21 protein-coding genes and 1 pseudogene are annotated in these 26,172 nt (G+C 59.4%); 6 read left to right on the forward strand and 16 right to left on the reverse strand.

The features are described 5' to 3' along the window. Nucleotides 1-35: 35 nt before the first annotated feature. From CKW26_RS01520 to CKW26_RS01545, 6 genes are read right to left on the reverse strand one after another with little or no spacing between them, the layout of a single operon-like run. Nucleotides 36-1,715: an acyl-CoA synthetase family protein gene (locus CKW26_RS01520; protein WP_095047231.1), complete on the reverse strand. Its 1,680-nt coding sequence runs from the start codon at nt 1,713-1,715 to the stop codon at nt 36-38. Beyond that, nucleotides 1,712-2,257 carry a hypothetical protein gene (locus CKW26_RS01525; protein ID WP_093430103.1) on the reverse strand — a complete coding sequence of 182 codons (546 nt, stop codon included), beginning with the start codon at nt 2,255-2,257 and terminating at the stop codon, nt 1,712-1,714. Before CKW26_RS01525 ends, CKW26_RS01520 begins: the two co-directional genes overlap by 4 nt. Next, nucleotides 2,254-2,508: an acyl carrier protein gene (locus CKW26_RS01530; protein ID WP_007909503.1), complete on the reverse strand. Its 255-nt coding sequence runs from the start codon at nt 2,506-2,508 to the stop codon at nt 2,254-2,256. The genes CKW26_RS01525 and CKW26_RS01530 overlap by 4 nt, the downstream gene beginning before the upstream one ends. Before the next feature lie 9 nt (nt 2,509-2,517). Beyond that, on the reverse strand, nt 2,518-2,793 hold the full coding sequence (locus CKW26_RS01535; RefSeq protein WP_093430104.1) for a phosphopantetheine-binding protein: 276 nt from the start codon (nt 2,791-2,793) through the stop codon (nt 2,518-2,520). Further along, nucleotides 2,771-3,583 (reverse strand): 1-acyl-sn-glycerol-3-phosphate acyltransferase, encoded by an 813-nt coding sequence (locus CKW26_RS01540; protein WP_095047232.1) that lies wholly within the window; start codon nt 3,581-3,583, stop codon nt 2,771-2,773. Before CKW26_RS01540 ends, CKW26_RS01535 begins: the two co-directional genes overlap by 23 nt. Beyond that, nucleotides 3,559-4,284 carry a beta-ketoacyl synthase chain length factor gene (locus CKW26_RS01545; protein WP_095047233.1) on the reverse strand — a complete coding sequence of 242 codons (726 nt, stop codon included), beginning with the start codon at nt 4,282-4,284 and terminating at the stop codon, nt 3,559-3,561. The genes CKW26_RS01540 and CKW26_RS01545 overlap by 25 nt, the downstream gene beginning before the upstream one ends. Nucleotides 4,285-4,640: 356 nt before the next feature. Here CKW26_RS01545 and CKW26_RS01550 point away from each other — a divergent pair, with 356 nt between their 5' ends. After that, nucleotides 4,641-5,411 carry a ParA family protein gene (locus CKW26_RS01550; protein WP_034152927.1) on the forward strand — a complete coding sequence of 257 codons (771 nt, stop codon included), beginning with the start codon at nt 4,641-4,643 and terminating at the stop codon, nt 5,409-5,411. Nucleotides 5,412-5,537: 126 nt separating this feature from the next. On the opposite strand, the gene trxC is transcribed toward CKW26_RS01550, so the two are convergent. Further along, entirely contained in the window at nt 5,538-5,972 is a 435-nt protein-coding gene (trxC, locus tag CKW26_RS01555) for a thioredoxin TrxC (RefSeq protein WP_095047234.1), read from the reverse strand. A gap of 195 nt (nt 5,973-6,167) precedes the next feature. Here trxC and CKW26_RS01560 point away from each other — a divergent pair, with 195 nt between their 5' ends. Next, nucleotides 6,168-6,464, forward strand: a complete 297-nt coding sequence (locus CKW26_RS01560) for a type II toxin-antitoxin system HigB family toxin (protein WP_095047235.1) — start codon at nt 6,168-6,170, stop codon at nt 6,462-6,464. Then, the gene (locus CKW26_RS01565; RefSeq protein WP_095047236.1) at nt 6,461-6,862 is read left to right on the forward strand and encodes a type II toxin-antitoxin system HigA family antitoxin; all 402 of its coding nucleotides are present in this window, start codon (nt 6,461-6,463) and stop codon (nt 6,860-6,862) included. The genes CKW26_RS01560 and CKW26_RS01565 overlap by 4 nt, the downstream gene beginning before the upstream one ends. A gap of 7 nt (nt 6,863-6,869) precedes the next feature. On the opposite strand, the gene selO is transcribed toward CKW26_RS01565, so the two are convergent. From selO to CKW26_RS30425, 5 genes and pseudogenes are all read right to left on the reverse strand, one after another. Continuing rightward, on the reverse strand, nt 6,870-8,333 hold the full coding sequence (gene selO / locus CKW26_RS01570) for a protein adenylyltransferase SelO (RefSeq protein ID WP_095047237.1): 1,464 nt from the start codon (nt 8,331-8,333) through the stop codon (nt 6,870-6,872). Nucleotides 8,334-8,381: 48 nt separating this feature from the next. Next, the gene (gene mscK / locus CKW26_RS01575; protein WP_095047238.1) at nt 8,382-11,735 is read right to left on the reverse strand and encodes a mechanosensitive channel MscK; all 3,354 of its coding nucleotides are present in this window, start codon (nt 11,733-11,735) and stop codon (nt 8,382-8,384) included. A gap of 34 nt (nt 11,736-11,769) precedes the next feature. Next, nucleotides 11,770-13,512 carry a potassium/proton antiporter gene (locus CKW26_RS01580; protein ID WP_007909521.1) on the reverse strand — a complete coding sequence of 581 codons (1,743 nt, stop codon included), beginning with the start codon at nt 13,510-13,512 and terminating at the stop codon, nt 11,770-11,772. A gap of 435 nt (nt 13,513-13,947) precedes the next feature. After that, entirely contained in the window at nt 13,948-14,820 is an 873-nt protein-coding gene (locus CKW26_RS30420; protein ID WP_371042268.1) for a methyl-accepting chemotaxis protein, read from the reverse strand. Nucleotides 14,821-14,850: 30 nt separating this feature from the next. After that, a pseudogene (locus CKW26_RS30425) lies at nt 14,851-15,642 on the reverse strand (MCP four helix bundle domain-containing protein); the annotation flags it as partial. A 210-nt stretch (nt 15,643-15,852) separates the two neighbouring features. On the opposite strand from CKW26_RS30425, the gene CKW26_RS01590 reads away from it, so the two are divergent. Together CKW26_RS01590 and CKW26_RS01595 are read left to right on the forward strand one after the other, a co-directional pair. Then, on the forward strand, nt 15,853-16,083 hold the full coding sequence (locus CKW26_RS01590; protein WP_007909525.1) for a hypothetical protein: 231 nt from the start codon (nt 15,853-15,855) through the stop codon (nt 16,081-16,083). Continuing rightward, the gene (locus tag CKW26_RS01595) at nt 16,080-16,382 is read left to right on the forward strand and encodes a cell division protein ZapA (protein ID WP_064117128.1); all 303 of its coding nucleotides are present in this window, start codon (nt 16,080-16,082) and stop codon (nt 16,380-16,382) included. Before CKW26_RS01590 ends, CKW26_RS01595 begins: the two co-directional genes overlap by 4 nt. A 58-nt stretch (nt 16,383-16,440) precedes the next feature. Here the strand turns inward: CKW26_RS01595 and CKW26_RS01600 are convergent, their stop codons facing one another. Further along, complete coding sequence (locus CKW26_RS01600; protein WP_095047240.1) at nt 16,441-16,812, reverse strand: hypothetical protein; 372 nt, start codon at nt 16,810-16,812, stop codon at nt 16,441-16,443. A gap of 251 nt (nt 16,813-17,063) precedes the next feature. Between CKW26_RS01600 and CKW26_RS01605 the strand changes: the two genes are divergently transcribed. Then, nucleotides 17,064-19,001: a methyl-accepting chemotaxis protein gene (locus CKW26_RS01605; protein WP_095047241.1), complete on the forward strand. Its 1,938-nt coding sequence runs from the start codon at nt 17,064-17,066 to the stop codon at nt 18,999-19,001. A 62-nt stretch (nt 19,002-19,063) separates the two neighbouring features. On the opposite strand, the gene CKW26_RS01610 is transcribed toward CKW26_RS01605, so the two are convergent. From CKW26_RS01610 to putA, 3 genes are all read right to left on the reverse strand, one after another. Beyond that, nucleotides 19,064-19,762 carry a hypothetical protein gene (locus tag CKW26_RS01610; RefSeq protein WP_095047242.1) on the reverse strand — a complete coding sequence of 233 codons (699 nt, stop codon included), beginning with the start codon at nt 19,760-19,762 and terminating at the stop codon, nt 19,064-19,066. A gap of 176 nt (nt 19,763-19,938) precedes the next feature. Then, nucleotides 19,939-21,741, reverse strand: a complete 1,803-nt coding sequence (locus CKW26_RS01615; protein WP_095047243.1) for an acyl-CoA dehydrogenase — start codon at nt 21,739-21,741, stop codon at nt 19,939-19,941. 244 nt (nt 21,742-21,985) lie between these two features. Beyond that, nucleotides 21,986-25,939, reverse strand: a complete 3,954-nt coding sequence (gene putA, locus CKW26_RS01620; protein WP_095047244.1) for a trifunctional transcriptional regulator/proline dehydrogenase/L-glutamate gamma-semialdehyde dehydrogenase — start codon at nt 25,937-25,939, stop codon at nt 21,986-21,988. Nucleotides 25,940-26,172 lie beyond the last annotated feature (233 nt).

Genomic DNA, 26,172 nt, shown 5'->3' on the forward strand with positions numbered 1-26,172 from the left:
CCTGCTCGCGATTGAGTGCGCAGCACTCACCAAGGTCAACCATGCTCTACACCCAAAAGAATCCGCCCACTGGAACAGGTCGCCGTGTCATTGCGATAAGCGAAATACAATTTGCCGCGCTCAGGATCAAAGCGCAGGTGCAGCTGAATTTCATCCCCAGGCCGCACCAATTGCTGGAACTTCAGCACTTCCATCCCGGCAAACGGACCGGTCAGATTGAGCAGTTGGCGACCGAGGTTCAGTGCCCATTCCACCTGCACCACGCCGGGCAATACCGGGGCTTTAGGGAAGTGACCACTGAAATAAGCCAGGTCCGGCGGCACGCTCAGTTGCAGGCTCCATTCACCCTCGGTCTCGACCTGCGACAGCACTTCCGGCGCTTTCGCTCGCGGGGCCATCAGCAGCGCTTCGATATCGGCCTGCGGCAGTTTGCCTTGGCTGTTCAACGGTAATTGCCGCACCAGCCGCCAACGTCGCGGTAAAGCCAGGGCTTCACAGTGTTGGCGCAAATGCTGGCGCAGGGTTTCGGTCAGGCTGCGGCGACCGTGCTCACGCAAGGCAAACAGGCCGGCCTCGCTGAGCACCAGTAGAGCACCGAGAGAGGCGCGATTTTCCTGGACCACGCCCAAGCGCGCTTCGGCGACCCAGTCGTGGTCAACTAAGGCTTGCTCAAGCATGGGCAGCGAGATGCGTTTTTCTTCCAGTTTGACGATCCGGTCCAGCCGTCCGAGCAGTTCGAAGCGGCCATCGATGCCGATGCGCGCGGCGTCAGCGGTGTGCTCGACGTGCCCGGCAGGCAAGTAAGGTGAGGCGATCAGCAGGGCGCCGTCGCTGTCCTGGCTCAGTTGGACACCGGCGAACGGTTGCCACAGTAGTTGGCCCTGACGCCAGGCAATGCCGCCGGTTTCCGAGCTGCCGAGGATTTCCGTCGGCCATTGCTGCAAGCGTTGCTGCAGACTTTGCGCAGCTTCGACCGGCAACGCACCGCCGGAGGAAAACACCCGGCGCACGGCGCTCAGGGCCGGCCAGTCGAGGTTGTCGCCCATGCGTTTGAGTAACGCCGGGCTGGCCACCCACGCAAAGGCTGGATGTTCGCGGCTGGCACGCTGCAAGTCTTCGGGGAACGCCAGTTGCTTGCGCACAAACGGGCGCCCGGCACACAGCGGCCACAGCACGCGAAACAGCAAACCGTAAATATGCTGGGTGGCGACGCTGCCGATGATGCAGGCCTCACCGAGATCCGCGCCCCACAACTGTTCCAGTGCTTCGACCTCGTTGGCCAGTTGGCGCAGGGTTTTGTCGATGCGCTTGGGCTCGCCGCTGGAGCCGGACGTGCACAGGCTCAGGCGGCACTGGTCGAGGTCCAGTGCGGCGCCGGCTAGCGGCGGCTGCTGAACGTCGCTCAGTTGCGCGTCATCGGCTTGATCCGTCAGCCACAGATCGACCTCAGCCGACCAGCGCTGGCGGGTTTGCGCTTGCAGGTCCGAGGGCAGCAGAACACTCACACCTGCACGCCATGCACCTAGCAATGCGATGGCCAGTTCGGCGGCATCTTCCAGGTGCACAGCCAGACGTTTCACGCCTTGCGCTTGCAGACCGGCGGCAACGCTCAGGGCCTGTTCGCACAGCTGCGCGTGATCGAGGGCCGGTGCGTGGCTGATCACCCGCGCCGGCACAGGCTTGAGCAACAACTGCTCAAGTTTTATCCAGTTCATGTACGGCCTCTTACCCGTTGTCGTATCAGCCATTCAATGGCAAACATCAGGCCGATCAATCCATAGGAGATCAGGCCGGTGTACAACATCCACCAATTCAGCGGCGCCCACAGGGTCAGCAGGGCGGCGCATAAACCGTTGCAGAAGAAAAACACGCTCCAGGCCACGGTGACCTTGCGCGTATAGCGAATCGCAATATCCGGTAGTTCTGGCTCACGCAAGCGCGCCAGGCGCTCCACCATCGGCGGGCCGTATTTCAGGCTCAGGCTGAACAGCACCAGCATGAAGCCGCTGATCAGCACCGGGTACCAACGCAGCAACAGCGGACTGTCGAACAGCGCCAGCAGCAGGCAAAAGGCGATCGCCACACAGGCCATCCACAGGCTGCCGGGTTTACGTTCACCGGTCAGCGCTCGCGCCAGCCACAGGCTGCCCAGCAGCAGACCGAACTGCCACGGGGCAAAATGCTCCATGCCGAAATACACCGCAAAGGGGTACAGCAGACCGGCCAGCAGCAGGCCGAGGCCGATCAATCGGCTCATGCGGCCGGTTGAACCAGACGGTAGACCGCCTCGACCACGTCGCCGACGGTGCGCACCGATTTGAATTCTTCGGCGGCGATTTTCTTGCCGGTCTGGCGTTTGATGTGATCGATCAGATCGACCGCGTCGATGCTGTCGATTTCCAGATCCTGATACAGGTTGGATTCCAGGCTCACACGGGCCGGATCCAGTTCGAACAGCTCGACCAAGGCATCGCGCAGGGTGTTGAAAATATCGTCACGAGTTTGCATGGTCCGGTCTCAAGCTGCCTGTTTTGCCGTGACGAACGCCGCAAGGCTGGCCACGTTGGTGAAATGGTTACGGGTGTCTTTGGCGTCGGCATCGATCTTGATGCCGTATTTTTTCTGGATGGCCAGACCCAGTTCCAGCGCGTCGACGGAATCCAGGCCCAGGCCTTCGCCGAACAGTGTTTGCTCGTCTTCGATGTCGTCGACGCTGATGTCTTCGAGGCCGAGGGCGTCGATGATCAGCAGTTTGATGTCACGCACCAGGCTAGGGGTGTTCAGATCGCTCATCTTCGGCGAGCTCCTTAATAAAATATGAGTGCAAATAATCGTTGAGCTTGCGCGAGGCTTGCGGTGCAGGGCCTTGCGCGGCGAAGGCTTGTGGGTCTATATCGGCCCCGACGCGAAAACTGAAGTGCACGCGGCGGCTGGGGATCCGGTACCAGGGTTCGGCTTTGGTCAACGTGGTCGGGCTGACCTTGATAATCACCGGCGTGAGGATTTTCGCACCGCGCAGGGCAATCGCCGCAGCGCCCCGATGAAAGGCCGGCGCCTGACCGGGCTGGGTGCGCGTGCCTTCCGGGAAAATGATCAGGGTCTGGCCGTTTTGCAGGGATTGGGCGGCAGCATCGAGCATGTCCATGCTGCCGTCGTTGCTGATGTATTCAGTGCTGCGCAACGGGCCACGGGTGAAGGGGTTTTCCCACAGGCTTTTCTTCACCACGCAATTGGCCTGGCGCACCAGACCGATGAGGAACACCACGTCGATCAGCGACGGGTGATTGGCGATGATCATCTGTCCGGGTCGCCCGAGACGTTCGGCGCCCTGAATGTCATAGGTCAGCACACCGGTGCGGGCCATGAACCGGACGAAAAACCAGAACAGCCGGCTGACGGTCTGCCGCGCGCGTTGGCGATGCGCAACGGCGTCACCGGGCAGGCAAGCCAACAGCGGAAACACCAGCACACGCAGGCACAGCCCGCCAAGCCCGAACAGGGCGAAGCTTGCGGCGGTGGCCAGCAGGCGCCAGTAATAGGCATCGCGGTTTTTTTCGGTCACGGGTTGCGTTGCCAGGTCCATACACGATTTTTCCAGGCATGTTGGCAATGGGTTTGCTGGCCGAGCAGGGTTTGCAACAGATTGAGCGCGTGGGGCCAGTGAGCTTTTGACCGTGTTTCTGTGGTGCTGTTCAGGGTCAGCCGCCAGTCGGTACCGGGGGTGAGCAAAAGGCCGAGTGCGTAGGGAAACGGCACGTCATCGATCCACGCTGAATAGGCTTCGGGCGGTTGTTCTTCGGTGATTACCAACAGCACCGCCGGGGCGCCTTCATTGAGTAGCGCCGCTGCTTCGAGCATGCCGTGCTCAAGGCCGTCGCCGGCCGCGGCGAGGGCGGTCATCTCACTGGTTTCGCCACGCATGATCGACCACAGACCGATGATCGCGTTATGTACGGACAGGCTGAACTGGGTCGGCGACAGCGGCTGTTCGGTCGCCAGATCACTGAGGATGTCGTAAGTCCGTGGGGTTTCACCGTGGCGCGAGACGAACACCAGCGGCAGGCTGTCCCGCCCGTCGGCCAGGGGCCAGCCAACGCTGAACGCCATGCGTGCCAGACGACTGAGGCGGCGGCGCTGCATGGCCGGCAAAAACGACACATCGGGCGCGGCATCACTGCGCTGGAGCACGACCGGTTGTCGGCTCCAGGCCTGCCAGGCGTCCACGCTGTCGAGGCCAGGGGCCCACGCGCGCCATTGGGCGATGTTGAAGTTGATCACGGACATTCATCCCGCCCCTGCAGGCTTTTGTTGACGCGTTGAATCGCCAAAGCCGCAGCAGGCTTGACGTGGCGCTTGGCGCCGGGTGGCGCGCATTATCCCGGTGCGACGAGTGTGTAGCAAATGCTGGTTACATTTTGCGCAACGAAATGTACCGAACGGTTCGCAAGAGAGCTGTCAATTTGCCATTATCCAGATTCCCAGCGGTTTGTCTGTCGGGAATCTCGGCGATCAATGGCGGCGATTGCCCTATTCGTCCGCGGATATTTGCACCTGACTTTGTAGTCCGTGTCCGTGAAGGTAGCGAAGCGAGGTCGAGCGCATCTACACTCGGTCATTCTTTGATACACGGAGGTTTGGTCATGCGGCGCGTGGTGTTCAATCAGAAAGGTGGCGTAGGCAAGTCGAGCATTGCCTGCAATCTGGCGGCGGTCAGCGCCAGCGAGGGTTATCGCACGCTGTTGGTCGATCTCGATGCCCAGGCCAACTCCACTCAGTATCTGACCGGGCTCACCGGCGACGACATTCCGATGGGTATTGCCGACTTCTTCAAGCAGACCCTGTCTTCCGGGCCGTTCTCGAAGAAGAATCAGGCGGACATCTACGAAACGCCGTTCGACAACCTCCACATCATTACCGCCACCGCCGAGCTGGCCGACCTGCAGCCCAAGCTCGAGGCCAAACACAAGATCAACAAACTACGGAAGTTGCTCGATGAGCTGTCCGAGGATTACGACCGGATTTATCTTGATACGCCGCCGGCGCTGAATTTTTATGCAGTATCGGCGTTGATTGCTGCCGATCGCGTGCTGATCCCTTTCGATTGCGACAGCTTTTCCCGTCAGGCGCTGTACGGCCTGATCGCGGAGATCGAAGAGCTGAAGGACGACCACAACGAAGGCCTGGAAGTCGAAGGCATCGTGGTCAACCAGTTCCAAGCCCGGGCGAGCCTGCCGCAGCAGATTCTCGATGAGCTGATTGCCGAAGGTCTACCGGTGCTGCCGGTGTACCTGACCAGTTCGGTGCGCATGCGCGAATCGCATCAGGCCAGCATGCCGCTGATCCACCTCGACCCGCGCCATAAGCTGACCCAGCAATTCGTCGAACTGCACAACTTGCTCGAAGATCACTGATCTTCTGAGCTACGCAGAACCCTGTAGGAGTGAGCCTGCTCGCGATAGCACCCTTTCAGTCACTCAAGTGTTGGCTGACAGGACGCTATCGCGAGCAGGCTCACTCCTACATTGCTTTACGGTGTGTCAGATGCCTTGGCTACGCAGCCACGCCATCAACTGCGGCAACGGCAACGCACCACTCTGCCGCGCCAGTTCCCGGCCGTTCCTGAAAAGAATCAGACTCGGAATCGAGCGAATCCCCAACTGCGCCGACAACTGTTGATTGGCCTCGCTATCAAGCTTGGCCAAGCGGCACTTGCCGGCCAGCTGCGCCGCCGCCTGCTCGAACACCGGCGCAAACGACTTGCACGGCCCACACCATTCCGCCCAGACATCCACCAGCAACGGCAGATCACCCTTGATCTGACTGGCGTAATCGCCTTGCTTGAGTTCGAAGGGTTTGTTCAGCAGCACGGCGGATTTGCAGCGTCCGCACTTGGGCTGGTCGGCGAGGCGCTCGGCGGGGATGCGGTTGAGGCCGTTGCAGGAGGGGCAGGGGATGAGGAGTGGGGTGGTCATGAGCGAAATCCGGAATTGAGCTGATAACACCTAGTTGGAGACGTTTGCTCATATTTTCAATCGTGCAGGCTCTCGCGTTGTGCCTAGGCTGAAGACGCAGCAGGCCAATCCATTGGTCTGCCTAGTGTTATCGCAACTTGCGATATTTTTGGTTTGTGATTAACTCCCCATAGCAGAATGCGATAAGGATGTTGCATGCATGTGTTCAGTGAAAAACCCATTCGACAGGCCAAGGAGCAATGGCCACAAGCAGCAAGTGCTCTGGCGCAGTGGTTTCGTTTGGCGAGCAGAATTTATCCAAAGGATTTTTCTGCGATGAAATCGATATTTCCTGCGACCGACAAGGTTGGCGAGTTTCATGTCTTCGATATCGGTGGCAATAAATTGAGACTGATTGCTTTTGTCAGTTACCGCTCTCAGAGACTCTACATAAAGCATGTGATGGATCACCGCGAATATGACCGCGGTAAATGGAAGGAGGGTAGGGTATGAATGCTTTGATTAAAACGGTTGTCGAGCACTGGGAATTTGTCTCTCCAGTGGTTCGGAAACCGAAAAACGAAGACGACTACGATGCTTTGGTATTGGCAGTCGACGAACTGCTGGAAATTACCGGCGATGATGAGTCGCACCCGTTGATGAGCTTGGTCGACATCATCGGTGACTGGATCGAAGAATGGGATCACACCCATCACCCCATGGCCCAGGCAAGTGGCGAAGAGGTTCTCGGTTACATGATGCGTGAGCACGGCCTGACTCAGAGCGACTTGCCGGGTGTTGGTACTCAGTCGGTTGTTTCGGAGATTTTGAACGGCAAGCGCAAGCTTAACTTGCGCCAGATTCGTTGGTTGGCAGAGCGCTTCAATGTGCCAATCGATGTGTTTACCTGATGCTGGTTCAAGACGAACAACTGATCTCCAAATGCTTGCCCCACTCCGGTGGCCGCTCGGCATAAGCCTCCATCCCCGGCTGCTCTTCAAACGGTTTGCTCAGCACTGCATGCAGCCGGCGTACCTCCGAGTAATCCCCTTGCTCTGCCGCATCGATGGCCTTTTGCGCCAGATAGTTGCGCAGGATGTACAGCGGATTGACCGCGTGCATGCGGGTGCGGCGCTGTTCCTGATCGGCGTCGCCATCGCGGGCAACGCGGGCGATGTAGCGTTCGCCCCAGGCGTCAAAGCCCTTGATGTCGACGAAGTCGTCGCGCAAACGGGCGACGGCTTCTACGGCGGACTCTTCACCGAGTCGGCGGAAGAACAGCGTGTAATCAACGCCGCTGTTCTGCATCAATTGCAGCAGGTTTTCCACCAGTGTTTGGTCGTCATCTTCAGCTGTGGTGAGGCCTAAACGGCGGCGCATCAGGTCGAGGTAGTGCGCCTGAAACAGTGGCAAGTACAAACCGAGAGTTTCGCGCAGGGCTTCAACGCTGATGAACGGCGTCAACGCTTGAGCCAACGCACTTAGGTTCCACTGGCCGACCGGCACCTGATTGCTGAACGAGTAACGGCCCTGATCATCCGAATGGTTGCAGATGAAGTTGGCGTCGAAATCGTCGAGAAAGGCGAACGGGCCGAAGTCGAAGGTGATGCCGAGGATCGACATGTTGTCGGTGTTCATTACGCCGTGGCAGAAGCCGTAAGCCTGCCATTTGGCGATCAGCTCGGCGTTGCGCTCGACGATTTCACGGAACATCGCCAGATACGGTTCCGGTTGCTCCAGGCACTCGGGGAAGTGCATGGCCAACACGTGCTCGCCGAGCTGCTTTTGCTGCTCGGGGCGTTTGGTGTAATAGAAGTATTCAAAGTGGCCAAAGCGGATGTGGCTCGGCGCCAGGCGCAGCACCATCGCCGCGCGCTCCTGCTTTTCGCGCCAGACTGGGGTGTCGGAGCCGATCACGCAGGCCGCGCGCGAAGAAGGGATATTCAGCGCGTGCAGCGCTTCGGAGGCGAGAAACTCGCGGATCGACGAACGCAGCACCGCCCGGCCGTCGCCCATGCGCGAAAACGGCGTCTGTCCGGCGCCCTTCAGGTGCAGGTCCCAATGCTCGCCGGCAGTGTTGTAGACCTCGCCGAGCAGCAAGCCCCGACCGTCACCAAGTTGCGGCGTGTAGCCGCCGAACTGATGCCCGGAATAGACCATTGCCCGCGGTTCGGCATCGGCCCACAGCTTGTGGCCGCCAAACAGTTCGGCAAATTCCTGAGTTTCGGCTGCGGCCGGATCGAGATCGAGCAAGGCCAGGGCCGCCGGGCTGGCGACGACCAGACGCGGATTATCGATCGGCTCGGGCAGCACATGGGCGGAGAACGCATCGCCCAGGCGGGCGAAGCGATTGTCGAAGGTCAGTTCGTCGAGGGCTTTCAAGGGCCGGCTCCAGCAGAATGTCCGAGCATTCTGCTGGGAATAAACCGGTTAGTCGAGTTTGGCCGGCGGTGGCTCTTGCAGCGGTTTCTGATCGTCGGTGATCGGCACGATGGTTTTGGTTTCCGGCTCGATCGGCACCATCTTGTATTCCTGACCGTGAAGGTTCTTCAGGTAAACCTCCATCTGGCGGAACGAGATGTTGATGTGCTGCTTCTTGAACTCACGGTTGATGAAGCGGTTGACCTCATCGAGCACCGGGTTGCGGTCACCGAGGTCGCGCACGTGCATGCGCAACTCGTGGTCGAGGGTGCTTTCGCCGAAGTTGAGGAAGTACACGTGCGGCTCGGGTTCCTTGAGCACGCGCGGGTTCTCGCGGGCAGCCTTGAGCAGCAGTTCCTTGACCAGATCCAGGTCCGAGCCGTAATCGACGCCGAGTTTCAGCGTGACGCGGGTGATGGTGTCGGTCAGCGACCAGTTGATCAGTTGCCCGGTGATGAACGTCTTGTTCGGGACAATGATGTCCTTGCGGTCGAAGTCGGTGATGGTCGTGGCGCGGATGCGGATCTTGCTCACCGTGCCCGACAGGTTGCCGATGGTGATGGTGTCACCGATTCGCACCGGGCGTTCGAACAGAATCATGATGCCGGAGATGAAGTTCGCAAAGATCTCCTGCATACCGAAACCGAGGCCCACCGACAGCGCCGCCACCAGCCATTGCAACTTGTCCCAACTCACGCCGAGGGTCGACAGGGTCGAGACGAAACCGACACCGGCGATCACATACGACAGCAACGTGGTGGTCGCGTAGGCACTGCCCTGAGCGAGATTGAGCTTGGACAGCACAAACACTTCGAGCAGACCGGGCAAGTTGCGCGCGAGGGCGAAGGTGATGCCGATGATGATCAGCGCGCCGAGCATGTCGCCGATGCTGATCGGCACCATGCTCATGTTGGCGCCGGTGCCGCTGGTGTATTCGTAGAGAGTGATGTTGTCGAGGTAGGAGAACACCGAAATCAGATCCGACCAGACCCAGTACAGCGCCGCGATGAAGCCGCCGAGCAGGGCCAGACGGATCAGGCGCAGGGACTGTTCGTTGACCTTTTCGATGTCCAGCGTCGGCTCTTCGATCACCGCTTCGCCGTCGCCGGCCTCTTTCGCCGCCTGCCGTTTGGCCAGGGCACGCTGGTAGGCCAGACGTCGCGCGGCAACGCTCAGGCCGCGCACGAAGGTGGCTTCGATCACCAGCCAGAACATCAGCAGGTACAGGGTGTTGATCAAGCGGTCGCTGAGCTTCAGCGCGGTGTAGTAGTAGCCGAAGCACACCGCCACGAACAACGCGATCGGCAGCAGGGTGAACATCACGCCGACGGCTTTGCGGAACAGCGAAGTGTTTTCGTGGGCCGGGCTGCTGATCAGCAGGCGGCTGAGCAGCCAGGCCATCAGGGCATAGCAGGTCAGCACCACCGGCATGCCGAGCACGTCGTCTGCCAGTGCGGCCGGCTGCAATTCGGCGACGGCAACAATGGTCACCAGCGCCATGACCACCAGGCCTAGTCGACGGATCCAGCCTTGCAGGAACTCGACCTGCGGCTTTTCCCAACGGAAGTGCAGTTCCGCCACGCCGCCCGGCGCCAGAATCCGGTAAGCGGTGTAGAACACCAGCCACGCCTGACCCATTTGCAGCAAAGCCGCGCCCATATTGGCGTTCTGTCCACGGGCATCGATTTGCAACGCCAGACCGCAGAGTGCCAGGCCCAGCGCCACCGGCATCGCCAGCAGAATATTGATCAGGATCGCCTGCGGGGTGTGCCATTGGCTGTCACGCTTGAAGTGACCGATGTCCTGGTGAACCTTGTTAAGCCGCGCGTACAGATTCTTGCGCCGCCACAGCAGGGCGCCGATCAACAAGGCCAAGGGCAGGAACAGCAACGGTCGCTGAGTCAGGCCGTCAGTCAGTTCACTGAGGCTGGATGCCCATGGCAAGGTGTCGACCTGGCGTTTCAGGCGCTCCGGCACCGCGCGCATCCATTCCAGATCCAGCGGCTTGTTGCTTGGAATCCAGAACATCTGCTCATCGAGCGTCGCACGCAGACCCTGCGCGGTGCTCAGCAGTTGTTTCTGATTGAGTTGCAGGGTGATCGACTCGTTGAGCATGGCGCTCAGTTCGCGGTTCAGCCGCTCCAGCAGATCGGCGCGGGTGTTGGCCAGATCCAGCAGGTTTTTGCGCAATTGCGGGGTGACCTGCTCCGGCGGCTGCGTCGATAGCAGGTTGTCGACATAGGCGGCCGGATTGCTCAGTTGCTCACGCTGCTGGCTGACGTCGAATTGCCACAGGCGAATGTCGGCGATCTGATCCGCCAGATCGCGGTCGACTTTGAGACGTGGCAGGGCTTGTTTCTGTTTGTAGAGAATCTTCGACAGCAGCAGGCTGCCCTTGAGCACGCTGATCTGCTCGTCCAGCGCTGAATCGCTCTGGGTCAGGCTGTCGAGCTGTTGTTTAGTCTGCAGATTCTGCTGGGTGACTTCGTTGAGGCGGTCAGTGCTTTTGAGCAGGTAGTCGGACAGCTTGAGATTCGCCGTGCTTTCGATGGCCAGCAGACTGCTGCTACCGGCCTTCTGCGCTTCGATCGACTGTTGGGTAACGGTTTCCTGCGACTGCGCCAGACGCTTCTGGTTGATCAGGGTTTGCAGTTCCTGGATCTCGCGGTCGAGGCGATCGGACTTCTCCGAAAGCAAGTCATGCTGAGCATTGCCCAGATCCTGCAGCTGGCTATTGCCGGCCAGCTCCTGACGACGCAGCGGGATCAGCGCATTCAGCGCCGCCAGTTCGGCGTTCAACTGGTCGCGCTGCTCAGCGGTGACGGTTTTACCCGCGTCCTTGCCGGATTTGAGGATGTTGTTGATCTGCTGGATGCGCGTCTGGCTGGCGGATATCTCCGCTTGCGCGCGCTCGGGGCGAGTCTGCGCAGTGATGATCAGGCTGTTAGCGTCGGCGAGGGCTTTCTGCAGGTCACTTTGCTGAGTCGAGCGATCGGTGAGGATTTGCTCCAGTTGCTGAATCGACTCCTTGGGAAAACGCTGCGCCACCGACACCACGGCGTTGGCTTTGAGGCGGGCCAGCTCGCGAGTGTTTTCAATGGTCTGCTTGGGGGCGGTCGCCAGTTGCTGCTTGAGATCGATCAGTTTCTGTTCGTAATCACGCTGATTGTTCAGCTGATTGAGCGTGTTCTGCAGGACGGTCTGCAGGGCCTTCTTATCGGCATCCGGCAGTTTGCTGTCGGCGAGTTTGTCCAGGCTGGCCTGCACGGCGTCGCTGGAGGGCGGTTCGGCGGCGTAAAGCGGGCCGACAGTGAGACTCAGGCCCAGCAGGGCCGCGACGAAAAAGGAGCGCAGGGTAGGCATAGAGACCGGTCAAACAAGTGAGAGTGGACGCAGTTTAGAGGAAGAGCCCGGGGCCCGGGCGACTTCCTTCGGGGAATCTGACGCCCACTTTGCCGATCTTGTTCCCGTCCATGACCGCAACCGTCCAGTGAGTGTTGTTCCACTCCACTTGGTCACCAACGATCGGTGCACCACCGACCTTGTGGGCAATGAACGCGCCCAGGGTCATGTCCGGATCGATGCCCTCGGCCGGCAGGCCATACAGCGCTGCAACCGCTTTAAGCTGGGCGTCTCCTTCGAGTACAAAATCGCCGAAGAAACGCAGATCGAGGCCGCGTTGCGGTGCCTGGCTGAACAGTTTTCCGAGGGCGCCAAGGTTGTGTTCATGGCCGATAACGCACAGTAGATCATCGACTTCCAGCACTGTACTACCCGACGGATGGAGCAGTTGCTGGCCACGAAACAGCGCAGCGATACGTGTACCCTCGGGCATTTTCAGTTCGCGCAGGGGCGAACCGATGCACCATTTCTCCGCGCCCAGCTTGTACACGAACAGCTCCCACTCGCTGGTGACATGGACTTCCAGCGCTGCGCGAGAAATCGGCGCCGGCTCTGGCGGCACGGTCACCTTCAATAGCTTGGCGACCCACGGCAGGCTCGTGCCCTGCACTAGCAGCGACACCAGCACGATGAAGAAGGCGAGGTTGAAGTACAGCTGCGCATTCGGCAGCCCGGCCATCAGCGGGAACACCGCGAGAATGATCGGCACCGCGCCGCGCAGGCCAACCCAGGAAATAAAGGCTTTTTCACGCCCATGGAACGCTTTGAACGGCAGCAGGCCGACCATCACCGACAGCGGTCGCGCAAACAGAATCATCCACAGCGCCAGACCGAGAGCGGGCAAGGCGATCGGCAGCAAATCATGCGGCGTCACCAGCAGCCCCAGCACCAGGAACATGCCGATCTGCGCCAGCCACGCCATGCCGTCGAGCATGTGCAGAATGCCGTGACGGCTGCGCACCGGGCGGTTACCGATCACCAGACCGCACAGGTAAACGGCAAGGAAGCCGCTGCCATGCAGGGCGTTGGTCAGGGCGAATACCACCAGACCGCCAGCGATCACCAGAATCGGATACAGGCCCGCCGCCAGATTGATCCGGTTGACCAGTTGCAACATCAACCAACCGCCACCGAGACCGATCACGCCGCCGATGCCGAACTCGCGGATCAGGTGGGTCAACAGGCTCCAGTGCAGGCCGGTCTGGCCGCTGGCGAGCATGTCGATCAGGGTCACGGTGAGAAACACCGCCATCGGGTCGTTGCTGCCGGATTCGATTTCCAGGCTGGCCGTCACCCGTTCGTTCAGGCCTTTGCCGCCGAGCAGCGAGAACACCGCTGCGGCGTCCGTCGAGCCAACGATGGCACCGATCAACAAGCCTTGAATCAGATTGAGATCGAACAGCCAGGCAGCGGCCATGCCGGTCAGCCCGGTGGTGATCAACACCCCGACCGTGGCCAGCGACAACGCCGGCCATAACGCCACGCGGAAACTCGACACCCGCGTGCGCAAACCGCCGTCGAGGAGGATCACCGCCAGGGCGAGGTTGCCGACCAGATAGGCCGTCGGGTAGTTATCGAAGATGATCCCGCCGCCATCGACCCCGGCGGCCATGCCGACAGCGAGGATGATGACCAGAATCGGGATGCCGAGACGGGAAGAAAGCGAGCTGACGAGAATGCTTGCGCCTACCAGCAACGCGCCGATCAAGAACAGGCTGTTGATGGTCGTCGCATTCAAAGGCAGTACTCCAGAAGCGTAAAAACGGGCACAAACTGACCATGCAGTCTGCGTGCCAGCGATTCTAACCTGTTGAAATGTGATGCTGTCAAAAAGGTTTTTGCGCTGGGGGATTCGAGGTTTGGGTTCGACTGTCGGTTGCTGCCCTCACCCTAGCCCTCTCCCGGAGGGAGAGGGGACTGATCGCAGTGTTTGTGCAAGGTACATCGACCTGAAAATCCTGAGTCGAACTCAGGTTTTGAAAACACGAAGATCTGCTCCCTTTCCCCCTCTCCTGGGGTGAGAGGGGGACCGAGCGCGGTGTTTGTTCAAGTTGCACCGACCTGAAATTCCGAGTCGAGCGCAGGTTTTGAAAAGCATGAAGATCTGCTCCCTTTCCCCCTCTCCCTCTGGGAGAGGGCTGGGGTGAGGGGCTTTTGATCTTGATCTCAAAATTTACAGGCTAAACCGCCCAACCATGTTGTTCAGGTCCAGCGCCAACCGCGACAGTTCATTACTCGCCGCACTGGTCTGATTCGCGCCGGTCGCCGATTGCACCGACAGATCACGAATATTCACCAGATTACGATCCACTTCCCGCGCCACTTGTGCCTGCTCTTCGGCGGCGCTGGCGATCACCAGGTTGCGCTCATTGATCTCGACGATGGCGGTGTTGATGGTGTCCAGCGACATGCCGGCACCTCGAGCAATGTTCAGCGTCGACTCGGCACGCTCGGTGCTGTTACGCATCGAATCCACGGCGTGTTCGGTACCGCTCTGAATGCTGCCGATCATCCGCTCGATTTCGCTGGTCGACTGCTGAGTACGGTGCGCCAGGGCACGCACTTCATCCGCTACCACGGCAAAACCACGCCCGGCTTCACCGGCACGCGCCGCTTCAATCGCCGCGTTCAGCGCCAGCAGGTTGGTTTGATCGGCCAGGCCACGAATCACGTCGAGCACCTTGCCGATGTCACGGGATTCATTGGCCAGATCGCCGATCAGGCTGGCAGTGCTCTGTACATCGGCACTCATGCGTTCGATCGCGCTGACTGTTTCCTGGACCAGGTCACGACCGTCGCCAGCCGAAGTGGTGGCGTTCTTCGAGGCTTCGGAGGTGCTCACCGCATTGCGGGCGACTTCTTCTACGGCGCTGGTCATTTCGTTGACCGCAGTGGCCGCTTGTTCGATCTCGTTGTTCTGCTGAGTCAGGCCACGCGCGCTTTCGTCGGTGACGCTGTTCAGCTCTTCAGCCGCTGAAGCCAGCTGAGTGGCCGAGCCGGAAATGCGTTGCAGGGTGTCACGCAGCTTCGATTGCATCTTGGCCATGGCTGCGAGCAGGCGACCGGCCTCGTCTTCACCGTCAACATGGATCGGCTGGGTCAGGTTGCCTTCGGCGATGGTTTCCGCAGCGTCCAGTGCTTTGGAAATTGGTTTAGTGATGCTCACCGTCAGCAGCCAGGCGAACAGGAAGGTCAGACCAGTGGCGATCACCAGCAGGGTCACCACCAGATCAAACGCCGAAGAGTACTGATCGGCCGCTTGCTGATTGGTCTCGCTGATCTGCTCGCCGTTGATCTGCATCAGACGGTTGAGCACGGTGTTCACCGCTTCGGAGTTGTTCAGCAACTCGGTGTTGAGCAGGGTGCGCAGCTCATCCACCTGGTTGTTGCGCGACAGGCTCTTCATGCGGTCTTCGATCTGGCGGTACTGGCCAAGCAACTGCACGTACTGGTCATAGGCAGCACGCTCTTCGGGGCTGCCGATCAGCGGCTCGTAATCGCTCTGGGCCTTGCGGATCTGCTGGTTACGCATGTCCAGCAGCTCAACGGTTTTCTGCTGCACGTCTGGCTCGCGGTTGACCAGCAAGCGGTACGACAGCACGCGCAGGCGCAGGGTCAACTGGGTGAACTCGTCGAGGTTCTTGATGCTCGGTACGCTGGTGGACGAGATGTTCTCGGCTGCACCGCGGATTTTGCTCATCTGATTCAGTGCGAACACACCCAGAATCAGCATCAGGCCGCCAATCAGGGCGAAGCCGGTAAACGCCCGTGGGGCGATATTCATATTGCGAAGGGACATGGGGCGGATACCAAGAGAGGGCCGCATCCATGCGGGCTGAGACTGCTGTATGGATGACTTATCGGTCATGCGACTAAAGTCTTGAGGAACTGTGCGTATTTGTCGCAGAAGGGTCTGGGCGACGAAGTGCAGGAACCAGATCGGCAGATCACAGTCTTTAAAACTCGCAGGAACGGTCCGCCACCAGGAAAATCAAGGCTTTGCGCCGGTTTAACCCTGGCATCCGTGGTGACTTTTCTTTATCGTACGCGCCCTTTGAAAAACGCTTGGAAGATCAAAATGTTGGAAGCATCCCTCAGCCAATTGGAACAGCTCGTCAGCGACCTGGTGCAACAGAACCAGACCCTCGCGCAAACCAACCAGACCCTGTCCACGGAACTGGCCCAGGCCAAGGATGAAAACGAAAGCCTGCAACTGAACCTGATGGAACAGGAAGAAAAGCACGGCGCCACCGCGGCCCGCATTCAAGCCTTGGTTGATCGCGTCAACGCAGGTCCTGTCAGCGCATGAACCACCACACAGCAGGGGTAAAAGTCGTCTCCATTCTCGGGGAGGACTATTCGATCAAGGCACCGGCCGGGGAAGAACAGACCCTGCTGGACGCGGCCATGATGCTCAAGGCAGCGCTGGATGACACCAAGCGCAAATACCCGACACTGATCGGTGACCGCTTGCTGGTGCTGGCGGCGATGAATCTGTGCTCGCAGCAGATTGAAATGAAGAAGCAGCACAAAGAAGAACTCGACCGTTACCAAGAGCAAGTCAGCGCCACGGTCGACACCATCGCCAAGACCATCAATCAGGGTTGAAGCGCGTTTTTGCAGCGCCTCGGTACTTCGAGGCGCTCATATATGAACGGCTCTGTGTTTATTGAGTTTTAGTCACTGGTTGCCAGTAGATCTTCCTCAACCACTCTCCGTTGGTTTGCTTCTTAAACTCTCCGTGGGAGACCCTGTAGGTCGTCTCGTCGATCGTCACTTCATCTCCGCGCGAAAGCAGGTTTATATATTCTGATCCTGCGATCGGCTGAGTTGTACTGAACGTCGCGCCTGAGAACGTAGTGATCGTAGCTTTGTAATGGATTACGGGGAAAACCATGACTTCGGTGAAGTGTTTTCGGGTGATCATCGATAGCATGCTGGATCCGTCGACAAAGTCGCCGACCTGCGCTGATTTCACAAACGTATCGTTGTCAGAAATTGTCTGTACAAAGCTTTCAGCTGGACTTGTATCAGCCATGATCTTTCTCCTGCTAGTACAGCATGAGTCTGTGAAGCGAATGCTTGGGCACAGACAGGGAAACTGCAATCTATGCCACGCGATGCGCCCTGTAACCTGTCAGAGTTGACAGTGTTCTCCCTATGAAATCGGCCCGCTTCTTGCTGGTCGAAGATCGCTGCTTTAGGGTTTGTCTCTTGTTTGCGTGATTTTTGTATACATCTGGCGCGACAGTTGCAGTGTTTCTGCCTCTTATTCTTTGGGGGGGCTCCATGCAGTTGTGGCGACGCAGTATTCAATGGCAGCTGATTCTCAGCATGGGCACCGCCCTGCTGGTCAGTATCCTGATCGTGGTTGGCATTTATACCCTGGTGGTCAACCGCCTCGCCCAGAGCTATCTGGTCGAACAAGCACTGCCGTCGAGCATCGAAGCGACGCGCAACGATATCGAACGGATCCTTGTGCAACCGCTGACAGCCGCCAAGGATATTGCCAGTAATACGATGGTCCGTGACTGGCTCGCCTCAGGCGAAGACAGCAGCAAAACGGCTGGCTTCGCGCAGTATCTGGAAGGCATCCGCGCCGAACATAAAGCCTTCACTGCTTTGATCATCGGCACCGAATCCAATCACTACATCACCGAAAAAGGCCTGGATCGCACCCTCAGCCGTTCAAAACCGGCTGACGCGTGGTTCTATTCCTTCCTCGACAGCAATCAGCCGCGCACTCTCAATATCGACAACGATGGCGCCACCGGAGAACTGGCGCTGTTCATCGATTTGAAGGTCGAGCAGGCCGGTAAAGTGGTCGGTGTGGCTGGGCTCGGTTTGAGCATGAAAGAGCTGTCGGAGCTGATTCACAACTTCAGCTTTGGCGAGCGCGGCAAGGTCTATCTCGTGCGTTCCGATGGTTTGATCCAGGTGCATCCCGAGGCGCAATTCAGCGGTAAGCGCACCCTGACGGAGCAGATTGGCGCCTCCGCTGCTCAAGCCGTCATGGGTCAAAAAAATGCTGTGAGCAGCAGCTTCCAAAGGGAGGGTGAAGACTTCCTCGCCTTCAGCCTGCCGCTGCGCGATCTTGGCTGGACCCTGGTGGCCGAAGTGCCGCAATCGCAGATCTACGCCGAAGCCCGTAAAGCGATGTGGATGAGCGGCGGTATCGGTCTGGCCGTAGCGCTGGTGTGCCTCGCTTTGGTGGTGTGGCTGGCGCAAGGGCTGGTGCGGCCGATTCGTCAGGTAACAGCGGCGCTGGTAGCGATTGGTAGCGGCGGTGGAGATTTGACCCACCGGTTAGATTCCAGCCGTGCCGATGAACTGGGCGACCTCGCTCGCGGCTTCAATCGTTTCCTCGATAGCCAGCGCGGATTGATCGGCGAAGTACTGACCACCAGCGAGCGACTGCGTACGGCCGTGGGGCAAGTGGCGAAAGTGGTGGAGAACACGGCTGAACGCTCGGGCCGCCAGCAGGAAATGACCGACATGGTCGCGACGGCGGTTCACGAGATGGGTTTGACCGTGCAGGAAATCGCGCAAAACGCCGGTAACGCGGCGCTGGCCTCGCAGACCGCGCGGGATGAAGCAATGCAGGCGCGGGAGGTGGTCGGCGGCTCGATTCGGCATATTGAAAGCATGTCCGATGAGATTGGCGTGGCGGCGGGCGCGGTCGGTGAGCTGGCGCATCAGGTGGCTTCGATCGATTCTGTATTGGCGGTGATTCGTGGCGTGTCCGAGCAGACCAACCTGTTGGCGCTCAACGCCGCCATCGAAGCGGCGCGGGCCGGGGATATGGGGCGCGGTTTCGCCGTCGTCGCCGATGAAGTACGCACTTTGGCGCGCCGCACGCAGGCATCCACTGACGAAATCCAGCAGATGATCGGCAGCCTCAAGCAAGGCGCGGAAAACGCCGTGTCGTCGATGCGCACCGGTCAGGCCGCGACCGGCACAGGGGTTGAGTCGAGCCAGCGCACCGGAGCGTCGTTGACGGCGATTACCGGTCAGGTCGAGCGCATCAGCGATATGAACCATCAAGTGGCGACGGCGACGGAAGAGCAGTCGGCGGTGACTGAAGAGATCAACCGGAATGTGCAGGGGATTTCTGATCTGGCGCGGGCGACGGCGGGGGAGGTCAGGGCCTGCCGCGAGGATTGTCAGATGTTGCAGAAACTGGCGGATGATCTGGCGCGGCAGATGGGTGGGTTCCGATTGAAATGAGTGACTCTGGTACAGAACCGGCGCGCCTTGAGGGCGCGTCGGTTTCACTTTAGTTTCGCCATTCAGAACAGCAGGATTTCTCGCCCATAGAAATCGATGCCACCAATTGTCTCCAGATAAAACACTCGCTTCTCTCGGACGGTCCACACCTGCTGGTCTTCGTGGTAAGTGTCGCCAGCTGCCAGTGTTCTGAACATATCGTCTCTATTGAAATCCTGCTTGCTGATATAACTCGAGCGCGAAGTGATAACCATGGCCTGGTAGAGATTTTCCCCTTTTTTGATGTAACGCTTTTCCGTAACGCGCTCTGCAGTGGGATCTTTTACTACGTCATTGACTCTTGCCGCAAAAACAAACTCTTCTGCGCTCAGAACGACGTTAGGATCAATCAGCAATTTCGCGTCTGCGCCGCCATATACTACTGCTCGCACCTGAGTGGCACCTATGAATGTGTAATCTTTGTAAGCTACGCGATTGACCGTCTCATAACGGTCCTCCGCCATAATGATCTCGAACATTGCTGCTGCTGTTGTTTCGACAGCCGGTACTGAGTTGTCCGGCGATGTCGTGATGCTGATCTGCGATCGCTCATCAGAAAGACGATGGTGATTTTTGCTGGTTACAGTGGAAACCGGGGCGTTTTTGTTAGTCCAGACCGTTCCGTTTCGCGATCCAAATTGCGAAATCGAAGCAAGGACGCAATAGTCCTGCGTTACCAGTTCTGCAAGTTTGATGGTTTGGTCGGCAGTTTGGCTGTCCATGTTGTTCGCTCTTTTGTAGGGTAAGAAGAGGACGTTAAGTCCGAACTTGCCGGGCAAACTGCAAACTACATGTCTGGCCAAACCAGCCTACCGCGCAGGACTCATACCCACACCTGTCAAACATGACAGGTGTGGAAAGCCCGATAATGTGTTTTGTCTAGGTGACGGCGCTGAAATCAGAACCACGCATCCTGCATCGCCAGGCACGTATCATCCCGCGCCTCCAGCAACGCCAGTTCATGGTGGCAACCCGGCACTTCCCACGTCAGGAAATACCTCGCTGCTTGCAGCTTGCCCTTATAGAAGTCAGCATCCGCTGAGTTCCCTATGGCCAACCCTTCCTCGGCACGAATCGCCTGCTCCAGCCAGCGCCAGCCAATCACCGCGTGGCCGAACACCTTCAGGTACAACGCCGAGTTTGCTAGGCTGCTGTTGACCTTGCCCTGTGCCAGATCGGTCAGCAGGCCGATGGTCACCGTTTGCAGGCGAGCTACCAGTTTCTCTAAAGGCTCCCGCAGTGCGGTCAGCGAATCGTACGCCGTAGCGCGTTCAGCGGTGGTGGCGATCAACCGAATCAACTGCTTCAGTCCGGCACCCCCGTTCTGCGCCAGTTTGCGCCCGAGCAAATCCAGCGACTGAATGCCGTGGGTGCCTTCGTGAATCGGGTTCAAGCGGTTGTCGCGGTAATACTGCTCCACCGGGTATTCGCGGGTGTAACCGTGGCCGCCAAGAATCTGGATCGCCAGTTCGTTGGCCTTGAGGCAGAACTCCGATGGCCAGGATTTGACGATCGGCGTCAGCAGATCCAGCAACTCATGCGCCTGTTTGCGCTCGGTTTCAGATTCAAGCGTGGTGGTGTCGTCGAATAAGCGTGCGGCATACAAGCCGAGGTCAAATGCACCTTCAACGTAGGACTTTTGCGTCAACAGCATGCGTCGTACATCGGCGTGCTGAATGATCGCCACCGGCGCTGTGGTCGGATCCTTGCTGTCCGGCACCCGGCCTTGCGGGCGTTCGCGGGCGTACTCCAGCGAATACAGATAACCGGCATAACCGAGCATCACTGCGCCCATGCCGACGCCGATCCGCGCCTCGTTCATCATCTGGAACATGTAGCTCAAACCGCGATGCGGCTCACCGACCAGATAACCGACGCACTCACCGTTATCGCCGAAGTTCAGCGCCGTGGAGGTGGTGCCGCGCCAGCCCATCTTGTGGAACAGCCCGGCCAGCAGCACGTCATTGCGTGGGCCGAGGCTGCCGTCATCGTTAACCAGAAACTTCGGTACGATAAACAGCGAAATGCCTTTAACGCCCGCAGGTGCGTCCGGCAGTTTGGCCAGGACCATGTGCACGATGTTTTCCGAGAGCGGGTGATCGCCGCCGGAGATGAAGATTTTGTTGCCCTTCAGGCGATAAGTGCCGTCGGACGCCGGCTCGGCGCGCGTACGAATATCCGACAGCGATGAACCTGCATGCGGTTCGGTCAGCGCCATGGTGCCGAAGAAGCGACCATCGATCATGGGCTGCAGGAAGCGTTGTTTCTGCTCCTCAGTGCCAAAGCTCTCGATCAGGTTCGCCGCGCCCATGGTCAGGAACGGGTACGAAGTCGACGCAGCGTTGGCCGACTGAAAATGGGCGAAGCAGGCTTGGGACAGCAGCGTCGGCAGTTGCATGCCGCCAGCGTCGAAGCTGCGCGCGGCATTGAGGAATCCGGCTTCGAGGAAAGCATCCACAGCCGGTTTCACTTCAGGAATCAGAATCGCCTTACCGTCCTCGTAGCGCGGCTCGTTCTCGTCGCCTTTGCGGTTGTGCGGTGCGAAGTACTTCTCGGCGATGCTGCGTGCGGTGCCGATGGCGGCGTCGAAGGTTTCGCGATTGTGCTCGGCAAAGCGCTCACGCCGGGTCAGGCCCTCGGCATCGAGGACTTCATACAGCTCGAAAGCCAGATTGCGGGAACTGAGCAGCGTCTCGGACATGGCGGCCTACCTGAAATTGGGGTTGGGCCGAGTCTAAGGTGGGGGAATAGAGGCTGGATAGGATGATTGATGAGAGTGATGCAGAGGTGAGGGCGACACTAATCAAATGTAGGAGTGAGCCTGCTCGCGATAGCGGTCTGTCAGTCAAATAAATGTGTCTGATAGATCGCTATCGCGAGCAGGCTCACTCCTACAGGGAATTGCATTCCAGGCGACTATTGCGGTCGCCTGGATTTAGACCGGTTTAGCCGATAGTCATCAAGCTGGCATTACCCCCCGCCGCAGCGGTGTTAACACTCAACGCCCGCTCAATCACCAGGCGCTCGAGCGCAATGTTGGTCTCGCCCTGGGACAAGCCCTGAACCCCAACGATCGCACCGGCACGCTTGGCAATCTGCTGGCAAACGCCGCGCAACTGGTCGGAATGGCCGTGATGCAGAACCGCATCAAACACCACGTCGTCTTTATTCCAGTCGGCAACCAGCTTGATCCGCGCCTGAATCTCCTTCGGCAGGCGTGCGAACAAGGCCTTGCTGATGTCGGACTCCGGCCATACCGCCGAACCGCCTACCGCCAGCACCGCCGCCAGTTGCGTCAGCAAATCACCTTCAACCTCGGCCAGGCACAACACGTGCTCACGCGGCAGGATGGCATAGCTGTTTTTCTCACCGGTCGGGCCGGCCAGTACGCGGGTGATGCCGCTCTGCGATTGCGCAGCGTACTGCACGCACAGGGTGCTCAGGTCGGCAAACTTGTTGCTGTCAGCCCAGGCTTTCAGCGCGGTCAGCGGTTTACTCATGGCGTCGCGCAGACGAACGTCCGGTGCCACGGCAGCATCACCGCGAGCGAAGGATTGTTCGATGGCATCAGTAGGGCGCGTCGACAGCAAGCGGTACAAGTACAGCGGGCCACCGGCTTTCGGACCGGTACCCGACAAGCCTTCGCCGCCGAATGGCTGCACGCCGACCACAGCGCCAACGATGTTGCGGTTGACGTAGACGTTACCGGCGTTGACGTTGTCGATCACCTTGGCGATGGTCTCGTCGATGCGCGTGTGTACGCCCAAAGTCAGGCCATAACCGGAAGCGTTGATCTGGCCGATCAGTTGATCGATCTCTTTGCGCTTGTAGCGCACCACGTGCAGCACCGGGCCGAAGATCTCGCGTTGCAGCTCGTCGAAGCTTTCCAGTTCGATCAGGGTCGGCATGACGAAGGTGCCGCGTTTGACTTCTTCGGTGTCGGCAATCGCCACTTGGTAGACGTTGCGACCTTTGTCGCGCATGCCCTGGATGTGCTTGTCGATGCCCGCCTTGGCTTCGGCGTCGATCACCGGGCCGATGTCCACGGACAGGCGCTCCGGGTTGCCGAGACGGCTTTCCGCCATGGCACCTTTGAGCATCTCGATGACGCGATCGGCGGAATCTTCCTGCAGGCACAGTACGCGCAGCGCCGAGCAACGCTGACCGGCGCTGTCGAAGGCCGACGAAACTACGTCGATCACGACTTGTTCGGTCAGAGCCGAGGAGTCGACGATCATGGCGTTCTGGCCACCGGTTTCGGCGATCAGTGGAATCGGACGACCCTGGTTGTCGAGACGACCGGCAATGTTGCGTTGCAGCAGGCGCGCAACTTCGGTGGAGCCGGTGAACATCACGCCTTTGACGCGCTCATCGCCGACCAGACCGGCGCCGACGGTTTCACCGCGACCCGGCAGCAGTTGCAGCACGCCTTGCGGAATCCCGGCTTCGAGCATCAAGCGCACGGCCTGAGCGGCAACCAGCGGAGTCTGCTCGGCCGGTTTGGCCAATACCGGGTTACCGGCAGCCAATGCTGCAGCCACTTGGCCGCTGAAGATCGCCAGCGGGAAGTTCCACGGGCTGATGCACACTACCGGACCCAATGGACGGTGGGCGTCGTTGCTGAAATCGTTGCGCGCTTGTACTGCGTAGTAACGCAGGAAGTCGACCGCTTCGCGGACTTCGGCGATGGCGTTGGCGTAGGTCTTGCCGGCTTCACGAGCCAACAGGCCCATCAGTGGCTGAATCTCGCCTTCCATCAAGTCAGCGGCACGTTCCAGAATCGCCGCACGTTCGGCCGGCGGGGTGGCCTGCCAGATCGGTGCAGCGTTCAGTGCGCACTGGATAGCGTTGTCGACGTCTTCGACGGTAGCTTCCTGAACATGCCCGACCACATCGCGGTGATCCGACGGATTCAGCACTGGTGCAGGGGTTTCGTTGCTCGACGCGCAACCGAGCATCGGCGCAGCTTTCCAGTCGGTATGGGCCGTGGCGAGCAGGGCGCAGGACAGCGAAGCCAGACGATGTTCGTTGGCCATGTCGATGCCGCTGGAGTTGGCTCGCTCGGCGCCGTACAGGTCACGCGGCAACGGAATACGCGGGTGCGGCAGGCCGAATCCACCTTCCACGGTCGCCATCTGCTCGATCTGCGCCACCGGATCGGCCACCAGTTCCTGAATCGAAATCGACTGGTCGGCGATGCGGTTGACGAACGAGGTGTTCGCACCGTTTTCCAGCAAGCGACGTACGAGGTACGCCAGCAGCGTTTCGTGAGTGCCGACCGGAGCGTACACGCGGCACGGACGGTTCAGCTTGCCTTCGGAAACTTTGCCTACAACCTGCTCGTAGAGCGGTTCGCCCATGCCGTGCAAGCATTGGAATTCGTACTGACCCGGGTAATAGTTCTGACCGGCAATGTGATAAATGGCCGACAGGGTGTGGGCGTTGTGCGTGGCGAACTGCGGGTAGATGACTTCCGGCACCGACAGCAGTTTGCGTGCGCAAGCGATGTAGGAAACGTCGGTGTACACCTTGCGGGTGTAGACCGGATAGCCTTCCAGGCCTTCGACCTGGGCGCGCTTGATTTCGCTGTCCCAGTAGGCGCCCTTCACCAGACGGATCATCAGGCGATGACGGCTGCGACGGGCCAGATCGATCACGTAGTCGATCACGTACGGGCAACGCTTCTGGTAAGCCTGGATCACGAAACCGATGCCGTTCCAGCCAGTCAGTTGCGGCTCGAAGCACAGGCGCTCAAGCAGATCCAGCGACAGTTCGAGACGGTCGGCTTCTTCGGCATCGATGTTCAGGCCGATGTCGTATTGCTTGGCCAGCAGGGTCAGCGACAGCAGACGCGGGTACAGCTCGTCCATCACTCGCTCGTACTGCGCACGGCTGTAACGCGGGTGCAGTGCCGACAACTTGATGGAGATGCCCGGGCCTTCATAAATCCCACGGCCGTGGGAGGCTTTGCCGATCGAGTGAATGGCTTGTTCGTACGACGCCAGGTACTTCTGCGCGTCGTGTTCGGTGAGGGCCGCTTCACCGAGCATGTCGTAGGAATAACGGAAGCCCTTGGCTTCGAACTTGCTCGCGTTGGCCAACGCTTCGGCGATGGTTTCGCCGGTGACGAACTGCTCGCCCATCAGGCGCATGGCCATGTCGACGCCCTTGCGGATCATCGGCTCGCCGCTCTTGCCGATGATGCGGCTCAAGGACGACGTCAGGCCAGCTTCGTTGTGGGTGGACACAAGCTTGCCGGTCAGCAGCAGGCCCCAAGTGGCCGCGTTGACGAACAGCGACGGGCTGTTGCCCAAATGCGGGTGCCAGTTACCGGTGCTGATCTTGTCGCGGATCAGTGCGTCGCGAGTGCCCTTGTCCGGGATACGCAGCAGCGCTTCGGCGAGGCACATCAGCGCCACGCCTTCCTGGGACGACAGGGAAAATTCCTGCAGCAGACCCTGAACAATGCCTGCACGACCGCCGGCACTTTTCTGGTTACGCAGTTTTTCCGCGATGGAGGCGGCAAGTTTGTTGGTGGCTTCAGCCATGGCGACCGGCAGGCGAGCTTGCTCGATCAGCATTGGCACCACTTCCGGCTCAGGGCGACGGTAAGCAGCGGTGATCGAAGCGCGCAGAACGGATTGCGGCAGGATGCTTTCGGCGAATTCGAGGAAGCACTGGTGCGCGTGATCGGTGTGGACCTCGCCTGCCTCATCGGCGTCCTTGGCGGTCAAACCGTTCAGCTCGGTCAGGGTTGCACCACCCTCGAGTTTTTCCAGGTAATTGAAAATTGCCTGCTTGATCAGCCAGTGCGGTGTGCGATCAATCGAGGTTGCGGCGGCCTTCAGGCGCTCGCGGGTCGGGTCATCAAGTTTGACCCCAAGGGTGGTGGTAGCCATATTTTTATCCTCATGGTTGCCACAGTTGCGTGGCATCAGCTGGCCGCAAGATTAGCCGCGCGCCGAAAGAGGTGCAACCGGGTGCAACCCTTTTTTTGTCGGAAAAATAAACGCTTCGTCAGGAATTATTTTCTGGTACGCAAGTGCCGCACTTGCTTGGTGCTTTTGCTTCTAGTAACGCGCTCTGACTGCGCTAAAAGGGAGCAAAAACCGCCTGTTTCTCGGAATATCCG

The organism is Pseudomonas sp. Irchel s3h9, assembly GCF_900187475.1.
Classification (GTDB): Bacteria; Pseudomonadota; Gammaproteobacteria; order Pseudomonadales; family Pseudomonadaceae; genus Aquipseudomonas; species Aquipseudomonas neuropathica.

Bases quoted from the DNA above. Each gene is read 5' to 3' on its own strand.
- CKW26_RS30420 (WP_371042268.1), bottom strand. From the start codon at position 14,820: ATGGCCAAGATGCAATCGAAGCTGCGTGACACCCTGCAACGCATTTCC.
- CKW26_RS01590 (WP_007909525.1), top strand. From the start codon at position 15,853: ATGTTGGAAGCATCCCTCAGCCAATTGGAACAGCTCGTCAGCGACCTG.
- CKW26_RS01535 (WP_093430104.1), bottom strand. From the start codon at position 2,793: ATGAGCGATCTGAACACCCCTAGCCTGGTGCGTGACATCAAACTGCTG.
- CKW26_RS01595 (WP_064117128.1), top strand. From the start codon at position 16,080: ATGAACCACCACACAGCAGGGGTAAAAGTCGTCTCCATTCTCGGGGAG.
- trxC (WP_095047234.1), bottom strand. From the start codon at position 5,972: ATGACCACCCCACTCCTCATCCCCTGCCCCTCCTGCAACGGCCTCAAC.
- CKW26_RS01550 (WP_034152927.1), top strand. From the start codon at position 4,641: ATGCGGCGCGTGGTGTTCAATCAGAAAGGTGGCGTAGGCAAGTCGAGC.
- CKW26_RS01615 (WP_095047243.1), bottom strand. From the start codon at position 21,741: ATGTCCGAGACGCTGCTCAGTTCCCGCAATCTGGCTTTCGAGCTGTAT.
- putA (WP_095047244.1), bottom strand. From the start codon at position 25,939: ATGGCTACCACCACCCTTGGGGTCAAACTTGATGACCCGACCCGCGAG.
- CKW26_RS01525 (WP_093430103.1), bottom strand. From the start codon at position 2,257: ATGAGCCGATTGATCGGCCTCGGCCTGCTGCTGGCCGGTCTGCTGTAC.
- CKW26_RS01560 (WP_095047235.1), top strand. From the start codon at position 6,168: ATGCATGTGTTCAGTGAAAAACCCATTCGACAGGCCAAGGAGCAATGG.
- CKW26_RS01600 (WP_095047240.1), bottom strand. From the start codon at position 16,812: ATGGCTGATACAAGTCCAGCTGAAAGCTTTGTACAGACAATTTCTGAC.
- CKW26_RS01610 (WP_095047242.1), bottom strand. From the start codon at position 19,762: ATGGACAGCCAAACTGCCGACCAAACCATCAAACTTGCAGAACTGGTA.
- CKW26_RS01540 (WP_095047232.1), bottom strand. From the start codon at position 3,583: ATGGACCTGGCAACGCAACCCGTGACCGAAAAAAACCGCGATGCCTAT.
- CKW26_RS01520 (WP_095047231.1), bottom strand. From the start codon at position 1,715: ATGAACTGGATAAAACTTGAGCAGTTGTTGCTCAAGCCTGTGCCGGCG.
- mscK (WP_095047238.1), bottom strand. From the start codon at position 11,735: ATGCCTACCCTGCGCTCCTTTTTCGTCGCGGCCCTGCTGGGCCTGAGT.
- CKW26_RS01565 (WP_095047236.1), top strand. From the start codon at position 6,461: ATGAATGCTTTGATTAAAACGGTTGTCGAGCACTGGGAATTTGTCTCT.
- CKW26_RS01530 (WP_007909503.1), bottom strand. From the start codon at position 2,508: ATGCAAACTCGTGACGATATTTTCAACACCCTGCGCGATGCCTTGGTC.
- CKW26_RS01605 (WP_095047241.1), top strand. From the start codon at position 17,064: ATGCAGTTGTGGCGACGCAGTATTCAATGGCAGCTGATTCTCAGCATG.
- CKW26_RS01545 (WP_095047233.1), bottom strand. From the start codon at position 4,284: ATGTCCGTGATCAACTTCAACATCGCCCAATGGCGCGCGTGGGCCCCT.